This window comes from Priestia megaterium NBRC 15308 = ATCC 14581 (assembly GCF_000832985.1).
GTDB lineage: Bacteria > Bacillota > Bacilli > Bacillales > Bacillaceae_H > Priestia > Priestia megaterium.
In genome coordinates this window covers 2,960,705-2,979,300 of sequence record NZ_CP009920.1, presented here as the reverse complement: position 1 = coordinate 2,979,300, position 18,596 = coordinate 2,960,705, and the positions used below count along the sequence as shown (strand labels likewise).

17 protein-coding genes are annotated in these 18,596 nt (G+C 37.7%); 6 read left to right on the top strand and 11 right to left on the bottom strand.

Annotation, left to right across the window (positions count from 1 at the left end; translation table 11 throughout):
• Positions 1-65: 65 nt before the first annotated feature.
• A complete protein-coding gene (locus BG04_RS15795) occupies positions 66-653 on the bottom strand; it encodes a TetR/AcrR family transcriptional regulator (RefSeq protein WP_016763156.1) in 588 nt (195 codons plus the stop codon).
• A gap of 594 nt (positions 654-1,247) precedes the next feature.
• Here BG04_RS15795 and BG04_RS15790 point away from each other — a divergent pair.
• From BG04_RS15790 to BG04_RS15780, 3 genes are read left to right on the top strand one after another with little or no spacing between them, the layout of a single operon-like run.
• Positions 1,248-2,111, top strand: coding sequence for a glycine betaine ABC transporter substrate-binding protein (locus BG04_RS15790; protein WP_034654140.1), 864 nt, complete (start codon positions 1,248-1,250; stop codon positions 2,109-2,111).
• 35 nt (positions 2,112-2,146) lie between these two features.
• Positions 2,147-3,352 carry a quaternary amine ABC transporter ATP-binding protein gene (locus tag BG04_RS15785; protein WP_034654142.1) on the top strand — a complete coding sequence of 402 codons (1,206 nt, stop codon included), beginning with the start codon at positions 2,147-2,149 and terminating at the stop codon, positions 3,350-3,352.
• Positions 3,345-4,190 carry an ABC transporter permease gene (locus BG04_RS15780; protein WP_013081885.1) on the top strand — a complete coding sequence of 282 codons (846 nt, stop codon included), beginning with the start codon at positions 3,345-3,347 and terminating at the stop codon, positions 4,188-4,190. Before BG04_RS15785 ends, BG04_RS15780 begins: the two co-directional genes overlap by 8 nt.
• A 38-nt stretch (positions 4,191-4,228) precedes the next feature.
• Here BG04_RS15780 and BG04_RS15775 read toward each other — a convergent pair whose 3' ends face one another.
• Complete coding sequence (locus tag BG04_RS15775) at positions 4,229-5,002, bottom strand: class I SAM-dependent methyltransferase (RefSeq protein WP_016763154.1); 774 nt, start codon at positions 5,000-5,002, stop codon at positions 4,229-4,231.
• 65 nt (positions 5,003-5,067) lie between these two features.
• A complete protein-coding gene (locus BG04_RS15770; protein WP_016763153.1) occupies positions 5,068-6,186 on the bottom strand; it encodes an AbrB family transcriptional regulator in 1,119 nt (372 codons plus the stop codon).
• Positions 6,187-6,326: 140 nt separating this feature from the next.
• Between BG04_RS15770 and BG04_RS15765 the strand changes: the two genes are divergently transcribed.
• A complete protein-coding gene (locus BG04_RS15765; RefSeq protein ID WP_016763152.1) occupies positions 6,327-7,199 on the top strand; it encodes a LysR family transcriptional regulator in 873 nt (290 codons plus the stop codon).
• Between the two features lie 345 nt (positions 7,200-7,544).
• Here BG04_RS15765 and BG04_RS15760 read toward each other — a convergent pair whose 3' ends face one another.
• The 8 genes from BG04_RS15760 to pdxR form a co-directional block, all read right to left on the bottom strand.
• On the bottom strand, positions 7,545-8,513 hold the full coding sequence (locus tag BG04_RS15760) for a tripartite tricarboxylate transporter substrate binding protein (RefSeq protein ID WP_025749762.1): 969 nt from the start codon (positions 8,511-8,513) through the stop codon (positions 7,545-7,547).
• A gap of 24 nt (positions 8,514-8,537) precedes the next feature.
• Positions 8,538-9,209 (bottom strand): response regulator, encoded by a 672-nt coding sequence (locus tag BG04_RS15755; RefSeq protein ID WP_034654144.1) that lies wholly within the window; start codon positions 9,207-9,209, stop codon positions 8,538-8,540.
• Between the two features lie 27 nt (positions 9,210-9,236).
• On the bottom strand, positions 9,237-10,826 hold the full coding sequence (locus tag BG04_RS15750; protein ID WP_034654150.1) for an ATP-binding protein: 1,590 nt from the start codon (positions 10,824-10,826) through the stop codon (positions 9,237-9,239).
• Positions 10,827-10,979: 153 nt separating this feature from the next.
• Positions 10,980-12,284, bottom strand: a complete 1,305-nt coding sequence (locus tag BG04_RS15745; protein ID WP_034654158.1) for a CitMHS family transporter — start codon at positions 12,282-12,284, stop codon at positions 10,980-10,982.
• Between the two features lie 328 nt (positions 12,285-12,612).
• Complete coding sequence (locus BG04_RS15740; protein WP_034654161.1) at positions 12,613-13,176, bottom strand: ImmA/IrrE family metallo-endopeptidase; 564 nt, start codon at positions 13,174-13,176, stop codon at positions 12,613-12,615.
• 949 nt (positions 13,177-14,125) lie between these two features.
• Positions 14,126-14,758 (bottom strand): fumarylacetoacetate hydrolase family protein, encoded by a 633-nt coding sequence (locus BG04_RS15730; protein ID WP_016763146.1) that lies wholly within the window; start codon positions 14,756-14,758, stop codon positions 14,126-14,128.
• A gap of 288 nt (positions 14,759-15,046) precedes the next feature.
• Positions 15,047-15,982 carry a homocysteine S-methyltransferase gene (gene mmuM, locus BG04_RS15725; RefSeq protein ID WP_034654166.1) on the bottom strand — a complete coding sequence of 312 codons (936 nt, stop codon included), beginning with the start codon at positions 15,980-15,982 and terminating at the stop codon, positions 15,047-15,049.
• A 134-nt stretch (positions 15,983-16,116) separates the two neighbouring features.
• Positions 16,117-17,514 carry a MocR-like pyridoxine biosynthesis transcription factor PdxR gene (pdxR, locus tag BG04_RS15720; RefSeq protein WP_034655303.1) on the bottom strand — a complete coding sequence of 466 codons (1,398 nt, stop codon included), beginning with the start codon at positions 17,512-17,514 and terminating at the stop codon, positions 16,117-16,119.
• A gap of 111 nt (positions 17,515-17,625) precedes the next feature.
• Between pdxR and BG04_RS15715 the strand changes: the two genes are divergently transcribed.
• Positions 17,626-18,096 carry a GNAT family N-acetyltransferase gene (locus tag BG04_RS15715; protein WP_034654168.1) on the top strand — a complete coding sequence of 157 codons (471 nt, stop codon included), beginning with the start codon at positions 17,626-17,628 and terminating at the stop codon, positions 18,094-18,096.
• Positions 18,097-18,343: 247 nt separating this feature from the next.
• Complete coding sequence (locus BG04_RS15710) at positions 18,344-18,526, top strand: YolD-like family protein (RefSeq protein WP_013081873.1); 183 nt, start codon at positions 18,344-18,346, stop codon at positions 18,524-18,526.
• Positions 18,527-18,596 lie beyond the last annotated feature (70 nt).

Sequence of the window (18,596 nt, the reverse complement as noted above, 5' to 3'; positions counted from 1 at the left end):
AATTAATTGTATATTTTGAATGAATGTCAGTCATTTTGATAGGTGTAATATCAGCAGTGCTAATATTACATAGATGGCACAAGAGAACGCTTTAAGAATTGAAAAAGTTCTTCCTTCGATTGTTCAAGTGTGACATCTTGCTCTCGCCCAATATAAAAAAGTTCAGCAGCATTTTCAATCAAATTGATCATCGTTTTAGCTGTCCATTTAACGTTAAGCTGTTTGATGACTTCATCTTTTTTCACTGCCTCATTTAATACCTGTTCAAACCAGTTGTAATAAGGTAAATAAATAGCTTCCCATGTTTCTAATGAATAGTCAAAGGCGAGCCCCGAATAGCATAAAACAAGAACATCTCTATATTCATCTGTTGTTTTATACGTTTCATCAATCATTACCTCTAATGTACTTAAAAAATCTGTTGCTGTTTTAGCTCTTTCTTTAATTTTTTCAAGTGACAAAGAAAGTAAGTTCTCTGCAATAGCAGGAACAAGGGCATTTTTAGATCTAAAATAAAGATAAAAAGTTCCTTGAGCTACACCTGCACGCTTCACAATGTCTGAAATTGACGTTTTATCAAGCCCCTTTTCAGATATAACTTCAATCGCCGCCTGTAAGATTTTATCGTATTTTTCACTTGTGCTTGTAACCAACTCTTTCCCTCCACCTATGAAATGAATGACTTTCATTCATTTTACTATAAGCAACGCAAATTATGCAAGATAAAATTTTCTGAATCTTTAAATTTAATTAAAAATCGGTCGCATGCCGGCTTCAAAAATATTTTTTTATTTTATCATTTTATCCTCGCTCTTTTTATATGTCTCACTGTTATTTCTCCTCCTTTCACCATCCAAAGTAAAAGCTGATACAACGCTCTTTAAGCAACTATTTTTCTGGAAAAGTATCTTTAATAGAAAGATACTTTTCTGCGTTTATTTATAAAGCTTTATCGGCTAATTACTCTTCACTTGAAGTTGACGGAGTAAAAAAAAGAGTGATAACATGTAAAACTGATTCTACAGTCACTTATTTTATCCATTTATTTCCCATAATTTCTCGCAACTACGATGTACATTTTTAGCTAAAAATAACTTTATAACGCCGAAAAATCACCCATTCTATTTCACATTTTATATTTTCTATGTTTACCATCTAAAAAAACCGGGTATACACTTCGTTGTGTTTAGCATCCGTTCTACATATCAGTCAGATTGATTTAAAACTTTATAAAGGAGTTACACTGCATGAAGAAACTATTGTTAATCAGCATGATTTGTTTTCTTCTAGTTATTACTTCAGCTTGCGGCAACGGTAATGGCGCATTTAAAGATAAAAAAACCATTACCATCGGCATGAATAACTATACTGAAAACATTGCCTACACGTACGTGTGGAAACACATTTTAGAAGATCGAGGCTACAAGGTTAGAACCGTTTTCTTAGAGAAAGCTGGTGTTTGGGTAGGAACAGCTAATGACGACATTGATATTTCATTTGCACCATGGCTCCCTACAACAGATGCGCCTTTTTACAAAAAGTATAAAGATCAAGTGAACATTGAAGATCCTTGGCTTAAAAATGCACGCTTAGGATTTGCAGTTCCAACCTATATGAAAGACGTGAATACAACAGAAGATCTTGCTAAAGTTGCTTCCGATGTCGATAACAAAGTCATTGGAATTGACCCGGGCTCCAGTATTAACGGATTAGCTGAACAAGCGTTAAAGGACTATAACCTTAAAAACTATACGCTTGTAAAATCATCTGAGGCAGCTATGCTCAGCGAACTGCGCAAAGCCTATGATGCAAAAAAACCAATTGTTGTGACTATGTGGAATCCGCACTGGGCTTTTGCAGACTTTGATATCAAATACTTAAAAGATCCTAAAAATTCGTTTGGAGATCCTGACAACATTTACACAATGACAAGCAAGGAATTTAAAAAGACAAATCCTCAAGTTATAAAATGGATGAATAATGCACAGATGAATGATAAATTAATCAGTCCTCTTCTGTCACAAGTCGAAAAATCTTCAAACCCTGAAGAAGCAGCACAGAAATGGGTAAAAAAACATAAAAAATTAATCGACAGTTGGACAAAAGAGTAATGAACGTAAATGAAAACAACAATTGAGGTGGACATATGGAACACGTAAAATTAAAAGTACAAAATATAACCAAAGTGTTTGGTAAGAATCCGTCAAAGGCGATTGATTTACTTCAAAAAGGAAAAACAAAAAAAGAAATTCTAGAAGAAACAGGAATGACAATCGGGGTTAATCAAGCAAACTTCGAAATTAAATCCGGTGAGATCTTCGTTATTATGGGCCTGTCTGGAAGCGGTAAATCCACTTTAGTTCGTATGTTTAATCGCCTTGTTGAACCAACATCTGGATCTCTTATTTTAGACGGTGACGATGTAGTAAAAATGAACAAAGAGGAACTTCGCGACATGCGCCGAAAAAAAATGAGCATGGTTTTTCAAAACTTTGCCCTATTCCCTCACCGTACGGTTCTTGATAACACAGAATACGGATTAGAAGTTCAAGGTACACCAAAAGCCGAACGTGAAAAAAAAGCAAAAGAAGCGCTTGAATTAGTAGGTTTGAAAGGGTACGAAAATCAATACCCTGGTGAACTGAGCGGCGGTATGCAGCAGCGCGTCGGACTGGCCCGAGCACTTGCCAATGACCCTGACATTTTATTAATGGATGAAGCATTCAGTGCACTAGATCCGCTTATTCGTAAAGACATGCAAGATTTCTTACTGGAGCTTCAAGAAAAAATGGAACGTACAATCATTTTTATTACCCATGATCTTGATGAAGCTCTTCGAATCGGAGATCGCATCGTTTTAATGAAAGACGGCAGTGTTGTTCAGGTAGGAACACCTGAAGAAATTATGACAAACCCTGCCAATGATTATGTTGAGCGCTTTGTAGAAGACGTTAATGTAGCTAAAGTATACACAGCTGAAAGCGTGATGAACCGTGCTGAATCTATTACCGTAGACCGAGGTCCGCGCGTGGCGCTTAAAATTATGCAAGAAGCTGGTTATTCAAGCATCTACGTCGTAGACAAGAAAAAAACGCTTCTAGGAGTTGTAACGGCAGATGATATTATCCGCGCCATTAAACAAGATAAACTGACAGCAGACGTATTAGATACGGATATTCCAACTGTTACAACAGATACGCTACTAGAAAACTTGTACGACAAAATGGTTATCAGCCGCTTTCCACTACCGGTTGTAGATGAAAACCATCGTCTGCGCGGCATCATAAAAAAAGAACGAGTAATTGAAGCACTCGCTGGTACTGATAGTAATGAGGTGAACGTAAATGAATAGTATTCCTAAAATTCCCGTTGGCAATTGGATTGACCATTTTGTGACGTTTTTAAACGATAATATCAAAGGGTTTTTTGATGTTATTTCAGCTATTGTCGATGGTATTGTAAGTTTTATTGTACTAGTGCTAACCTTTCCACCCGCATTGATTTTAATCTTAATTGTCGGAATCATTGCTTGGTTTTCAAGTAAAAAATGGTCATTTACTATTTTATCGATGATTGGCCTATTATTTATTCTTAATCTTGGCTACTGGCAAGAAACCATGGACACACTAGCCCTCGTTTTAACAAGCGTACTGATTTCGATTATAGTAGGAATTCCGCTTGGCATTTGGGCATCTCAAAGCGAAAAGACGGCTCGAATTATTACGCCAATCTTAGACTTTATGCAGACAATGCCCGCATTTGTTTATTTGATTCCAGCACTTTTCTTCTTTGGAATTGGTGTGGTACCAGGCGTTATCTCATCTGTTATCTTTGCAATGCCTCCGACGATTCGCTTAACGAATCTAGGTATTCGTGAAGTACCCGCTGACTTAGTAGAAGCAGCAAATGCCTACGGTTCAACAACAAAACAAAAATTATTTAAAGTACAGCTTCCATTAGCTACAAAAACCATCATGGCCGGAATTAACCAAAGCATCATGCTATCTCTTTCAATGGTTGTTATTGCCTCTCTTGTAGGTGCTCCGGGGCTTGGTGCGGAAGTATATCGTGCAGTTTCTCGACTTGAAGTCGGCACGGGCTTTGAAGCCGGAATTTCAATCGTTATTTTAGCGATTATTTTAGACCGTATTACGCAATATTTTGGAAATCGTTCAAACCAACGAGCATAAGTAAAACAAGAAGCCAACTCCGGTGAGTTGGCTTCTTGTTATTTATTTTTGCAACACGCTACAAAGATTGCTTCTCCTTGAAACGATTCAATTCCCTGTTGATTTGTTTTGATATCAAAAAACTGCTTAAACCCGCTTGGTATATTCAGCATATATTGAGTAAGCTCACGCTTTGTCTCTTCCGAAACATTCATCATCCCGCACCAGTCATCAAATAAAAAGCGCTTTGAGAAAGTTGTCAGCACTTCTGTACGGAATCCTTGCATTTCAAGCATAGAAAGCCACTCTGTCTTTTTATAAGCACGATAATGGCTTGGATCTCTTGTCTTTTCAACTCGATTATAAAACTCGTCATAAGCATTCACTTCCGGTGCTACATTATCAATGAGCAAGAACTGTCCGCCTGGCTTTAACACTCGGTACACCTCTTTGATGAACTGTTTAATATTAGGAAAATGGTGCGGTGCAATTCTGCACGTTACTGTATCAAACTCGTCATCTTGAAATGGCATATCTTCAGCATCTCCTTGAACAAACGATACATTTTCATAACCATTTTCTTTAATGAAGCCTTCAGCACTTTGCAACATTTGAGGAGTTAAGTCAAAAGCCGTTACTTCTTGAAAGACAGGTGCTAGCTTATTTGCCACGTGTCCTCCTCCTGTCGCTACATCAAGCAGCTTTCCTCCTCTATTTTCTTCAGCAATTTCCGCTAAAACCGCTAAATCTTTGCCTTTTGCATGACCTTTACTTTTGACATACTTTCCGGCATTCCCCCCGAACTGACTGACCACCATTTCTTTATTACTCATCTTTTCTCCCCCCATTTCTCTCTTTAAAACTCTCTCTTACTTTGCCTAGTGCATTCACATATTTATTATGACACGTGTGAATGTATTCTTTTTCTTTCTCCCCACTGATGAAACAATCGAAACAGCGGAGGAAGAAGCAGCCAAATGGTTAAAATCCGAAGCACTTGGACCGCTACTACTAACGTCGAATCAGCCTGCAATACAATGGATGTAGTCGCCATTTCTGCAATGCCCCCAGGAGCAAACGCTAAAATAGACGTGATAAGCTCAATTCCAGTTATTTTGGAGACTACTAGTGCACATACGAACATAGCGGCGATCAAACCGATTGTATTAATAAGCGCAACAACCATAATTTTTTTTACGCCAATAAACATTTCTTTATGAAAGCGAGAACCAATGCTTGAAGCAATAAAAATTTGCGATAAAATCATCACAGAATGAGGCCAGTATGCTTGAAGATTATACCCTACGTACGATGAAGCAGCTGTTTGAACAATCGCAACAGTAAGCATCCCTCCTACTAACCAAGGCGCAGGAAATTTTAGTTTTTTTCCTATATAATAGCCTACTACTGCTGTAACGATTAAAACGCCTGTCCATAACAGTGATCCCCATTGAAAAACGCTTGGGGTAACTGACACTGCATGCCGTCCTGTATTACTTCCCCAATAAACCACAAATAAAGGAACAGCAAGCACAACTAAAAACACGCGCATTGTTTGAATAATGCTTACAATTGCCGTATTGGCCCCTACCTCTTCAGCCATGCCTGGCATTGCGCTCATTCCTCCAGGAGTCGTGCCGAAAAAGCTTGTTAATAAATCTGTGGAACTGAACTTCCATAGCAAATAACCGGATAAAAGAGAAAAAACAACGGACAGCAAAAGCATGATCGTAATGGTGGACCAGTGAGATTGAAACGTAGTTAATACAGACAAGTTAATCTTTTGACCTAATTCAATCCCTAAAATACACTGTCCTGCGTACAGCCAATATTTTGGAATACCTTTTTTGCTTGTTTGAGATAAAAAACGCGGCTTCCGAAAAGTTAGAATAGCAGCTAAAATGAGGGTCCCAAGCATCCAGCCAATGGATAAGCCTGTTAACGATAGAAGAAATCCTCCCACGCATGTTAATAAAATAAAAAATATAGATTGTAAAAAAATAATTCTTGCGTTCATATCTACTTCCTTCCTTCTACAAGGCTTTTCTTTCTTACGCCGAACATTCTTCTTCTTAACTATAGTATAATTTTAGAGATAATTAAAATATCGAAATTTTATTATAAACCATTCATTTTTTTTATTTCTGGAGGGATAGTATGGACGATCGAGATTGGCTTATTCTACAAGTGTTGTATCGAGAAAAAAACATTACAAAAGCAGCCAAGGAGCTGTTTATCTCTCAGCCTGCGCTTACGCATAGACTGCAGCAGATGGAAAAGGAATTTCATGTTCAGATCGTGAACAGAGGACGCCGCGGAGTTCAGTTTACACCGCAGGGAGAATATTTAGTGAAGTGCGCAGAAGAAATGCTGCTCACGCTTCAAAAAATAAAAGAAAATGTGTTAAACATGGATGATCAATTAACCGGTACTTTACGTCTAGGAGTGTCTAACTTTTTCACTGACTACAAGCTACCTGGGCTATTACGCTTATTTAAAGAGCGATTTCCCGACGTGGAATTCAAAGTCACGACCGGATGGAGCAGCGACATGGCTCATCTTCTTTATAAGCACGATGTTCATATTGCGTTTGTAAAAGGTGATTATAACTGGCAAGATCAGAAAGAGCTGCTTTTTAAAGAAACAATTTGCATTGCGTCTGCACAGCCTGTCGACATAAACAACCTTCCCAATCTACCTCGGATTGACTATCACCAAGATCGTTTTTTAAAAACATCTGTTGATAACTGGTGGGCTGAAAATTACTCTCAGCCTCCCCTTGTCAGTATTGAAGTGGATAAAGCAGAAACATGCAAAAAGATGGTTGTAAACGGACTCGGTTACGCGATTTTGCCGAGTATGCTGCTTGATGACGCAGCCGAGATTTACAGATACACGTTAAAAACAAAAGACCAGCAGCCTTTAACGCGCAGTACATGGATGTTTTATCATGAGGATTCATTAAAGATTAACATCGTAAAAGCTTTTATTGAGTTCATTCAAAACTTGGATTTAAAAGATGTACACTGATAGAAAGAGGTTAAGACATACCGAAATGAATTCAATCTAAAGACGAACAAATGAGATATATGAGCTGAACTGCTTTTGACTCCGCAGTTGATTTCCGTGCAAGACTTCGCTTTCCGCGGGCGGCCGGTGAGCCTCCTCGTCGCTTACTCTCCTGTGGGGTCTCACCCCTTCCGCTTTTCCCGCAGGAGTCTTCGTCTTGCCCTCCAATCAACTGCTAGAAGGAACAGAACAGATGAAACTATGCTCACCAAAACAAAAAAACGAAACACGAATCAAAAATCTTGATCAATGGTTCGTTTTTCACTCCGTCTAAAATCCTTTTATCCCAACCTCTTTCTATTATATTTATTCATCATTTGTTCCGCCCATTAAGTCAGAATACAGCTTGCTTTGCTGTTCAAGAAAGACTTTAGCACCGCTGCTATTTTTATAAAAAGAGGTTAAATCGTTATCTTTAAGCAGCTGTTCCCATTCTTTTGTATGAACCATTTCATACACTGTCTTATTCCAATATGCTACCTGCTCTTTGGTCATATTAGGCGGTCCCATTAGACCTCTCCAATGGCTAAACGTTACGTCAATTCCCGCTTCTTTCCACGTTGGGATCTCTTTTAACTCTTCTAGCCTGCTGGGAGAAGAAACGGCGAGTATTCTTACCTGCCCTTGTTCATACTGCTTTTTCACTTCTGATAATGACATAGGTGCTACATCTAGCTGATGATGAACGAGTGCATCGATCACTTTATGACTGCTGTTGTAAACGAAGAACTCAAGCTTGGAAGAGTCTACGCCTGCTTTTTTATTTAGCTGCATGAACGATAAATGATCGTCGTTTCCTAAGCGAGGTGATATTCCCACTTTCATGCTGGATTCACTTTGATTTAACGTGCGTATGAGCTGTTTTAAATTATATATAGGAGAGTTAGCAGGAACTACGATGACCTCCCATTCAGATGTTAAAATAGCGAGCGGAGTAAAGTCTTTATATGTTAATTGACTTTGCCCTAGCAAATTATTTGTAATCAGCAAGCTGGAATTTCCGGAAACAATATTCCCTTCTTTTCTCTGTTTAATATATTTCCATCCTTCTTCACCTTGCCCACCTATTTTATTACTAACAGAAACGGGTACCTTCACAATCTTCTTTTCCGTTAGCACTTGTTGAATGGCTCTTACTGTTGCGTCTGCTCCTCCGCCTTTTGCACCGGCTGCCACAATTTCAATTTCCCCCATATCAATACGGTCTTTTTTAGAGGGAGAAGAACAGCTAACAAGCAATACACTTATAAACACTATCATGAGCTTTTTGATCATATATACCATCCTTCAAGGCTAATGCTACGCTAAATAGTACTTGCGCTCTGGCCGTCCAATAATCCCATAATCATATTCAACGTGACATTCACCAGTTGATACTAGATACTCTAAATATCGTCTAGCTGTCGTTCTAGATACTCCCATGTGCTGCCCCATCTCTTCGATCGTAATTCCTTTGATGCTTTTTAAAATATCTTTTGACTTTTGTAATGTGATACCATCAATACCTGAAGGAAGAGATTTATCCGCTTTTGGCTTTGTCCTGACATGTCCAAAGTACGCATCAATAAATGATTGATCTACTTCTTCATGCGTACTAAACAGTTCCTTTTTCTCTTGATACTGTTTAATAGCATTAATGAAGGATTCCATCATAACCGGCTTAATCAAATAATTAACGACGCCGTTTCTCAAACAGATTTCTACAATGTTTTTTTCGGTGGCAGCCGTTACCACTATAACGTCAACGTGTGGAAACCGCGCTCTGATTTTTGGCAGTAAATCTGTTCCCATTTCATCTGGCATATAGATGTCTAAAAGAAGTAAATCAACTTTCTTCTCCTTTAGCATTTCAAGCGTCTCTTTTGCATTCAACGCTTTACCTACAACTTCCACACCATCTACTTCTAATAAAAATCGCTCTTGAACTTGAGCAATTCGAAAATCGTCTTCTGCAATTGCGACTCTTAACATTTCAACTCTCCCCTTACTTCTCATGATTCAGTTTTTTGGAAGGTAAACTGAAAAAATAGCTCCTCCTTCTGGCTGATTATACACTTCAATAGATCCTCCAAGCTCATCTACCATTTTCTTTATATTTGCCAGTCCGTATCCTCTGTCTGTACCTTTGGTTGAAAAACCTTTTGTGAAAATTTGATTTAGTACTTCTTCTGATACACCAGGTCCATTATCCATCACTTCAATAATTAAATCATGACCAATATCGGTAATAAAAAACGACACTTCTTTTTCAGACTGCTGACTCACCGCTTCAAATGCATTATCAATTAAATTCCCAATAATGATAATGAGATGAGAAATTTCAATATGTTCTGGGAGCGTATCGAGTGTACTCTCCGAATCAACCGAAAAGTGAATTTTCTTTTCAGATGCTTTTCCAATCTTCCCAAGCAATATTGCTTGGACTTTAGAATCTAGTATCTGATCAAATAGAATACGGTTTTGTGTTTGGTGTACGGCTGATTCTTTTTGAATAAACTCAAATGCATCTTTGTACTGCCCTAACTGCAGCAAACCCGACAAAACATACAGCTTATTCGTAAACTCATGCGTTTGAGCTCGTAAATCCTCTGAATACTTTCGTACTTCTGAAATCGTATTGATTAAGCTTTTTAATTCTGTCTTATCACGAAAACTAGCGACCACTCCTACAATTCGCTGATGTTCAATAATAGGAGTTAAGTTTAAGATAAACGTTTTTTCATTCAGAAAAATCTCTTGGTCGCTTCGGGCTATTCCCGTATCTAGCACTTCAATCATATTCGTATAAGGAAATACTTCAATGATATGATGATGTAAATATTCCGTCTGTAGTCCTAGCATATTTTTAGCTGATGTATTCATCATCGTAATAAAGCCTTGATGATCAATAGCAATAATTCCTTCTTTTATCGAAAGTAAAATCGCATTTCGTTCACGGTATAAAGAAGCGATTTCATGGGGCTCAAGACCGAGAGTATCTTTTTTAATACTTTTAGCTAAAAAAATACCCCCGATCATACCAAGCAATAGAACAGCTAGTGAAAATAGGATAATTTGCTGAATGCGCGCAATGAGCTGAGCATGAACATGAGACTTTAAAAACTCAACCGTCACTACTCCCACGACGTCCGTATACTTTCCGTGACTGATGACAATAGGCGCTTTCCCCATAATTGCAGGACCTGTGGTTCCCTCTCCGTCAAGCGTATAATATCCGCCGAATAATAGTGCTCTATCGTTAACCGCCTCTTTGTCTTTCTTTCCTATCCATTTTTGATTAGCATGAGAATAGATGATTTGCTCACGGTTTTGAACTACAATACTTGCTGCTCCGATTTGTTCCCTCACTTGCTCGGCAAGGGGCTGAATATAGCGACTGGGCTGTTTTTTTTGAAAAGCAGCTTTGACTTCCGGCATAAATGATATTGATTTGGCTGCTTGAAGAGCCAGCTGCTCGGCTTGCCTTTTAGATTCTACAAACTGCATGTAAGAGAAAATACTCGCTAAAAGAACAATAACAGTTATGATTAATGCTGCGGATAAACCTACGATTTTTGTTTGCAGCGATACTTGAAACCATTTTTTCATTTCATCGCACCTTTAGCCTTTACCTTATAGTTCTATTCCTCTTTTATTTTATCAAAATTTTTTGTATATCCGCTCCTTATTCCAAAAGCTTTTTAGACAAAAAAACTTATCAATCCCAAAAGCGGAATTGATAAGTTTTTAAGTTCATGATCTTTACAGCGTAATAACTCCTGTAATAATAGCTACTAAAAGCATCACCATCGCTGTTCCAATCGTCCACTTTAAAGTAAAGCGCTGGAATTCACCAAGCTCGACTTTTGCCATACCGACCAATAGATACGTAGAAGCAACTAAAGGACTTAGTAAGTGAACAGGTTGACCAATCAATGAAGCACGGCCAATTTCTGCAGCATCAATACCGTATGCTGAAGCTGCTTGAGCAATAATTGGTAAAATTCCATAGTAGTAAGCATCATTTGACATAAAGAACGTAAATGGCATACTTGTGATGGCTGTAATCACAGACATGTAAGGCCCTAGCGCATCTGGAATTAATCCTACTAAACTGTTACCCATTGCATCTACCATTTTTGTACCTGATAAAATGCCTGTGAATACGCCTGCTGCGAATACAAGAGATACAACAGCAAGTACATTACCAGCATGTGCTGTGATACGCTCTTTTTGAACTTCTAAATTTGGATAGTTAATCATGATAGCGATTGCAAATCCAATCATAAACAGAATTTGAAGCGGCATAACTGCTGTGATAAGTCCTACTAATAAGAGAGCTGTTAAAGCAAAGTTTACCCATAAAAGCTTCGGACGCTTGTACTCGATTCCTTCAGCAGCGGCTGCTTCTGCAAAAGCTACTTGAGCATTTGTAACGTCTTGAATATCAATAACACCTAAGCGCTGGCGCTCTTTTTTCCCGAAATAGTAAGCCGTAAATAATAACCAAATAGCTCCACCAATCATGGCTGGAATCATTGGTGTGAACACCTGGGAAGCATCTAACTTCAATGCGCTCATCACGCGAGCAGTAGGTCCGCCCCAAGGCGTTAAGTTCATAACTCCACTACCCATAATAGCGATACAGGCTAAAATCATAGGCTTCATGTTTAGCTTTTTATAAAGCGGAAGCATCGCTGAGAGCGTAATCATATATGTTGTTGTTCCGTCTCCGTCTAATGAGATAATAAGAACTAAAATAGCTGTACCAATTGTGATTTTTAGTGGATCACCTTTTACGATTTTTAAAATTCTTCCTACAACTGGATCAAACAAACCAGCATCAATCATAATCCCAAAATATAAAATAGCAAACATTAACATAACGCCTGTAGGTGCTAATTCTTTTACACCATTTAAAGCCATTTCTCCAATATCACTTGTGAATCCCCCTATGATTGCAAACAATACTGGAATAACCATTAAAGCAATAAGCGGCGTTAATCGTTTTGTCATAATTAGAAACATAAATGTACAAACCATCAAAAACCCAAGAATAGCTAACATTATTACCCCTCCTATTTTTGAATCCGCTTTCATAACAGTGGAAGCGATTCGTTTGTATGTATGACCCGCATATGTATGCCAGTTCGTCTATACGATTACAACATCGCTTGTTCACTATTAAGTTGTACCTTAAAACTTTAAAATTTTCTGTTTTTTCTTAAAATAATCATAATTTACAGGAGGGTATAGTGTAAATAATTCGTACTATAAAAACTTTTAAAACTTTATGGGTAATTAAATCCTTTTTGTTCATTGGAAGGATAAAAGAAAGTAAGAGGAAAAAGATAGGAAAATAAAAAAACGGAGAGAGAGGAACTATTCTCGTGAATTATTCAATTTGAACTCTAAGAGAATAAGCGCCAAGATGAGGAGTTTTATTCCATTGAGTAAGAGATTCCTCTAAAAATGGAATGTTTTTCAACTTCTTTGTTTGGAACTTTTCTATTTTTGAATATTTCTCTAAAGCATACGTATTAGCAAACATTTCTTGCGTTCTATTTCCTTCTTTTAAAAGCGTTCCATTTGTCATACGATCCACATGATGGCCTAATTCATGCAGAATGATAAAAGCAAATTGATGAGGCTTTTTATTTTTTGTTGTATCGATAAAGACAATAGGACATTCCGTTACTGTATATTTAATATAATCAATTTCAAACTGAAGTTTGCGCTTCTCTTTTGGAAGGTTATCATTAAATTGGCCATAGTACACGCCTAGCACATCTTTTCCTTGCACCTTTACACTGCCTAAGCAATACACACCTTTTAGCCCCTCCCAGTCTTTTTCGTCTGTTACATTAGCAATTTCCTGCAGGGCGGCTTTTTGCTTCGCGCTCATGACTCCGTGAAACGTTACACCATGAATTTGGATTTTTTCACTACGCTTAAACATCTTCTTGCCTCCTTTACTAAATTCCTTCTACAACATATTATTTAGCAATAAGTATATTCATTCACAATACATGGTTAAAAACATGAAGTTAATGTCAAGATTCCCGTTTTGATGTTTTTTAACCCTGCTTATATGCTGCTTCGTTTATTTTCTATTTTTACTATATTACATATGTAGCCATTAATAAAATATCATTTTTTTATGATTTATCATTACTTTTTTTTATTTCTATTTTTGTTTATCGATAATCTGAAGCCTGCGTATCATTTTTAAATTTAAAACCATTGCTATATAAAGAAAAGGATAGCAAAACAACGAGTATAGCGTCTTCCATGCATTATAATAAAACACTTCTGTTTGGATACTCCTTTTGTAAAGAATCCATAAAGATCATATTTACCATCAAGATATACATCTCCTACCGATCCTAAAAACATAACAAACAAAGAAGTTGTGTACATTTCTATCCAGCTGATACATTTTGGCATAACTAGTACACTCAGAATAGAAATCACCGTTGTAAGGATTAAGAGCACCATGCTGAGGACCTCGTTTTCTATAGGAGATAGAAACAGCTTTCCCATTGGATATTAAATTCATTCTGAAGGCTAAAAAATTAAAACTTCGTAAAAAAAGAGATTGAGGCATAACGAAATCAAGCCAATCTAAATACGAACAAATGGGATAAATGATTTGGACTGCGTGGTACGCCGCTGTTGATTTTCGTGCAAAACTTCACTTACCCTTCTGCGGGGTCTCAGCCACTCCACTTTCCCCGACAGAGTCTTCGCCTTGCCCTCTAATCAACAGCTAGAAGCAAATATATACAATCTACGTTCACCATCACAATAAAAAATCCGAACGATGAATCGAGATTCTCTATCAAGAATCTCGATTCATCGTTCGGATCTTCCTTCAACTAAACTACTTTTGTTTCCGCTTCTTTTTGTTAACGAAAGGAAATGATGCAAGAACCAAGCTCTTGCTGTCCCCATTTAAGTGAAAGCTCATCATGATGAGTAAGCGGACCTACTCCCTCAGGTGTCCCTGTAAAAATAAGATCTCCTTTATCAAGACCAAAATGTTTTCCTGTAAAATCAATAATCGTTTGTAAGTCAAAAATCAAATCTTTAATATTCCCCAGCTGCACGCGTTCATTGTTTTTCACTAACGAAAAGTCTTTCTTCTTAGATGCTTCTACTCCTTCAAATGGAATAAAGTTTCCCACGACCGCTGAACGTTTGAATCCTTTTGCAAGCAGCCAAGGGTGCTTTTTTTGTTTTAATTCACTCTGCACGTCTCGAAGGGTCAAGTCTAATCCAATCGTCATCTCGTCAACAAGTTCATCCACTATTATGCCCTCTTTGTAAGATTGTCCAATATGAAGAATCAGTTCAGTTTCAAAGTGCACCTCTCCTTGGTCGCTAGGAAGAGTGATTGATTGTCCAGCTGCTTCAACGAGAGCGTGAGTAGGTTTGGAAAATAAAAAAGGTGATGTTGGAATATCATTATGTAATTCTTTTGCATGCAGTGCGTAGTTCCGCCCCACACAATAAATATTTTTAATATCTTTCACTTTCATCATCCCTTCTTTCGTTCAAATAAAGATTTTTTAACTTGTATTCTTTTATTTTACAAGAAAAAAAGATTGGAACATAATAAAATGAATCTAAAGACGTAAAATGGGGATAAATGAGCTGAACTGCTTATGACACCTTTGTTGATTTCCGTGCAACAGCTAGAAGGACCTGCCCACACGAAACCTACGTTCACCATGACCATAAAAAAACACGAACGATCTATTTTTGATAGATCGTTCGTGTTTAACGCTAGCGAAACAACTTTTCTCACATTCTCTTTGTTTAATCCGTTATTTTCTAGCCCATTTTGTAATGCCTTTGATATCATCTGGAGTTGTACGACAGCACCCTCCGATTAACTGAGCACCTGCTTCATGCCAGCTGTGAGCGCTGCAGCCATACGTTTCGCCTGCAGATATCCCGTTCCATGTTTTAGATTCAGCATCATAATGCTCCCCTGAATTTGGATACACAATGACTGGCTTATCCGTTTGAGATTTAATTTCTTTAATAAGTGAAGAAATATATTGAGGCGGCGTACAGTTAACTCCAAGAGCCGCTACTTGCTCATAGGAATCCAGATAGCGTGCACACTCCGAGATTAATGTTCCGCTGCTAATGTGCAGGTCATCTTTTGCGCTGAACGTAATCCATGCGTACGCTCCTTCAAACTCTTCTAGCAGCCTCGCAATGGCTCTTGCTTCCATTAAATTAGGAATAGTTTCACAAGCTAATACGTCCGCTCCTGCTTCAATTAATGCTTTCATACGAGGACGATGAAATTCCATTAACTCTTCTTCTGTTACGTCATACTGTCCAGTATATTCCGATCCGTTTGCTAAAAATGCTCCGTAAGGTCCTAGCGAAGCGGCGACAATTGGTTTGGGACGATTAAGACGATTCTCTTCTTGCTGCCAAAATTCATCTCTTGCTTCAGCCGCAATTTTTACAGATGCTTGAATTAACTCGCGAGCCTCTGCTGCACTCAGTCCACGTTTAGCAAAACCTTCAAATGTGCTTTGATAACTTGCTGTAATTGCACAGTCAGCTCCTGCTGCAAAGTAATCTTGATGCACTCTCTTAATCAATTCCGGCTGCTCCATCAGCACTTTTGCAGACCATAAACTGTCGTTTAAATCACAACCATATCTCTCCAGTTCAGTTGCCATTGCACCATCTAATACAATCACAGGAAATGTATGTAAAATTTGTTGGATAGGATTCATTGTTTGATCTAGGGTTGTCCACTAGCAGTTAGCTTCGATTACCCTATCCTCCTTTCAGATAATTTAAAATATATGCGAAAAAGTCTAAAGGAATAGGCAACTTTTGTCAAGAAACCGAAAAAACGAGCATGGATTTATAACCAAGCTTTTTTTAATCGTTTTATTCCTTCTTCTATTTCTTCTCTCCCCAAACTTCCGAAGCCTAACAAAACATGAGGCTTTTGTTTAGGTACTTCCGTAAGCCAATAACGAGAGGTACCGTAGACGGAGACATCTTGCTTTCGAGCTGCGTTAATTAACTGCTGTTCGGTCATATCGTTGTGCACGCGTACAAGTATATGCAAACCTGCAGATTCACCTGATATCGTAATGTTTTCGTTAAGCTCTTTCTGTAAAGCTGCTAAAAGAGTAACGTGTTTCAGTTGATAAACAGTTCTCACTCTTCTTAAATGCTTACTCCACTCTCCATTTTTCATCATCAGCCCGAGCGTCCGCTGATGGAGAGTTGGAACAGCTTGCTCGTATAATGAGAAATGTTCATGATATTCCTTTAGAAGAACTTCAGGTAATACAAGGTAGCTGATTCTTAAAGAAGGCATAAAAGATTTTGAAAATGTACCTGTATAAATGACGCGCCCCTTAGTGTCTAAGCTTTGCAATGAAGGGATGGGAGAGCCTTTATAACGAAATTCTCCGTCATAATCATCTTCAATAATAAACCCGTTGCGGTCATTCGCCCATTTAAGAAGCTCTATTCTTCTTGAAACAGGCATGATCATTCCGTATGGAAACTGATGAGATGGTGTGACATAAACAGCTCGTGCTAGGCTGTCATAAAGCTCCTGGATGTTTATCCCTTTGTTATTAAGCGACACGGGTTTTAAGGAAAATCCATGCTGCTTAAATACAAAGCTAGCCCCGTCATAACAAGGATTTTCAAAGGCAATGTCCCTGATGCTTGGTTTTAGCATCTGCGCTAATAAACTGAGTGATTGCTGCGTACCTGCTCCAATAATAATTTGATGTTTTGAACAAACCACTCCTCTTGATTGATAAAGGTACGTCGCAATTTCTTTTCGCAGTGATTCTTCTCCTTGACTTTCTTGGTAAGTAAACAGAGATTCTCTATAAGTTTGAAGACTTTCATTGTATCGTTTTTTCCACTCATTCAAGGGAAACAAACGGCTATCAACTTTTCCATACCGAAAATCATAGGTACACGACTTTGTTTCTGAGTGAGGGTGTAAAAATACAGCCGGCTTTTTATCTATTTGCAGTAAATCAAACTGTGTATTCGTTACGTACATTCCACTTTTGGGCCTGCTTTCTACATATCCTTCAGCTAAAAGCTGCTGATAGGCCACATCTACAGTATTTCGACTTACGTTTAAGTAATCAGCAAGAGACCGGATAGAAGGCAGTTTGTCATTTACTTCCACCCTGCTGGATACAATTTCTTTTTTTATATATTCATATAGCTGTTGATACAAAGGCATATCATCTTTGCGGTTTAATAAAGGTGTGAACTTCACGCTATTTCCTTTCATCTGTCCCTATTTTATTTTTCAAATCTGGCTCTTTTAGAGGGGATACATTTCTTTTACTATAAGTGTAGATCATTTGATTAAAAAGGAGAAGATTTAATGACTACTATTACAATTCGTCAAGCTAATGCCGCTGACATGGAAGCACTTATTTCATTAATGAACGAATACATTGTTGATTTTTACAAGCGCCCTCAGCCTACCAAAAAGCAGCTGAGAAATTTAATTAATCACTTATTTCAGCATCCGGATGCTGGCGTTCAGTTTATCGCGACTCAGAATGACGAAGCAGTAGGTTTTTCGACGCTTTATTTTACATTTAGCACCACGCGTGTAAAGCCTGTAGCGATTTTAAATGACTTATACGTTACTGAAAAAGCAAGAGGACAAAAAATTGGAGAAAAGTTATTTTCGACTAGTCACCAGTATACAAAAGAACATCAGTATGCAGCTATGTCTTGGGAAACGGCTTATGATAACACAGGAGCCCAAATGCTTTACAGAAAAATGGGCGGAAATGTAACGAACGATGAATGGATTCACTACGACATTTCAAACGATATTTTATAATATTCTTCCATCCATAAAGTTTTAACACGTTCTTAACACTCCTTTCATAAATGTGTTTTATGATGAATACGACAAATAAATTAGTTTCTGTATGTATTTGTCACATTCTCTGTTAAAGTTTTCACAAAGTGTTCAAACTTTAAGTGAAAACGCTTTCTATTTTTGTGTATAATAAAAATATGCAAATGAAAATGAATGTTACAGCTCGTTAATCATAAACATTTTAAATATGGAAGGAGTTTTGAAGATGATTTTAAAAGCATTAAGAAAAAACGGGGCCGTTACAATTAACTATTATAAAAACGGTTTGCTTCAAACGTTTAAAGGAAAAGTACAGCGCTTAGATTTAACAGACCAAACGCTTTCATTAAAAGATGAACAGCAAAATACTTTCTCTATTCGTTTATCGGGAATTAAAGAAATTTATTGATGAATAGTTTACAGTAAAAAAGAACATGATGTTCATTCTGCTTTGCAGAAGTCATCATGTTCTTTTGATT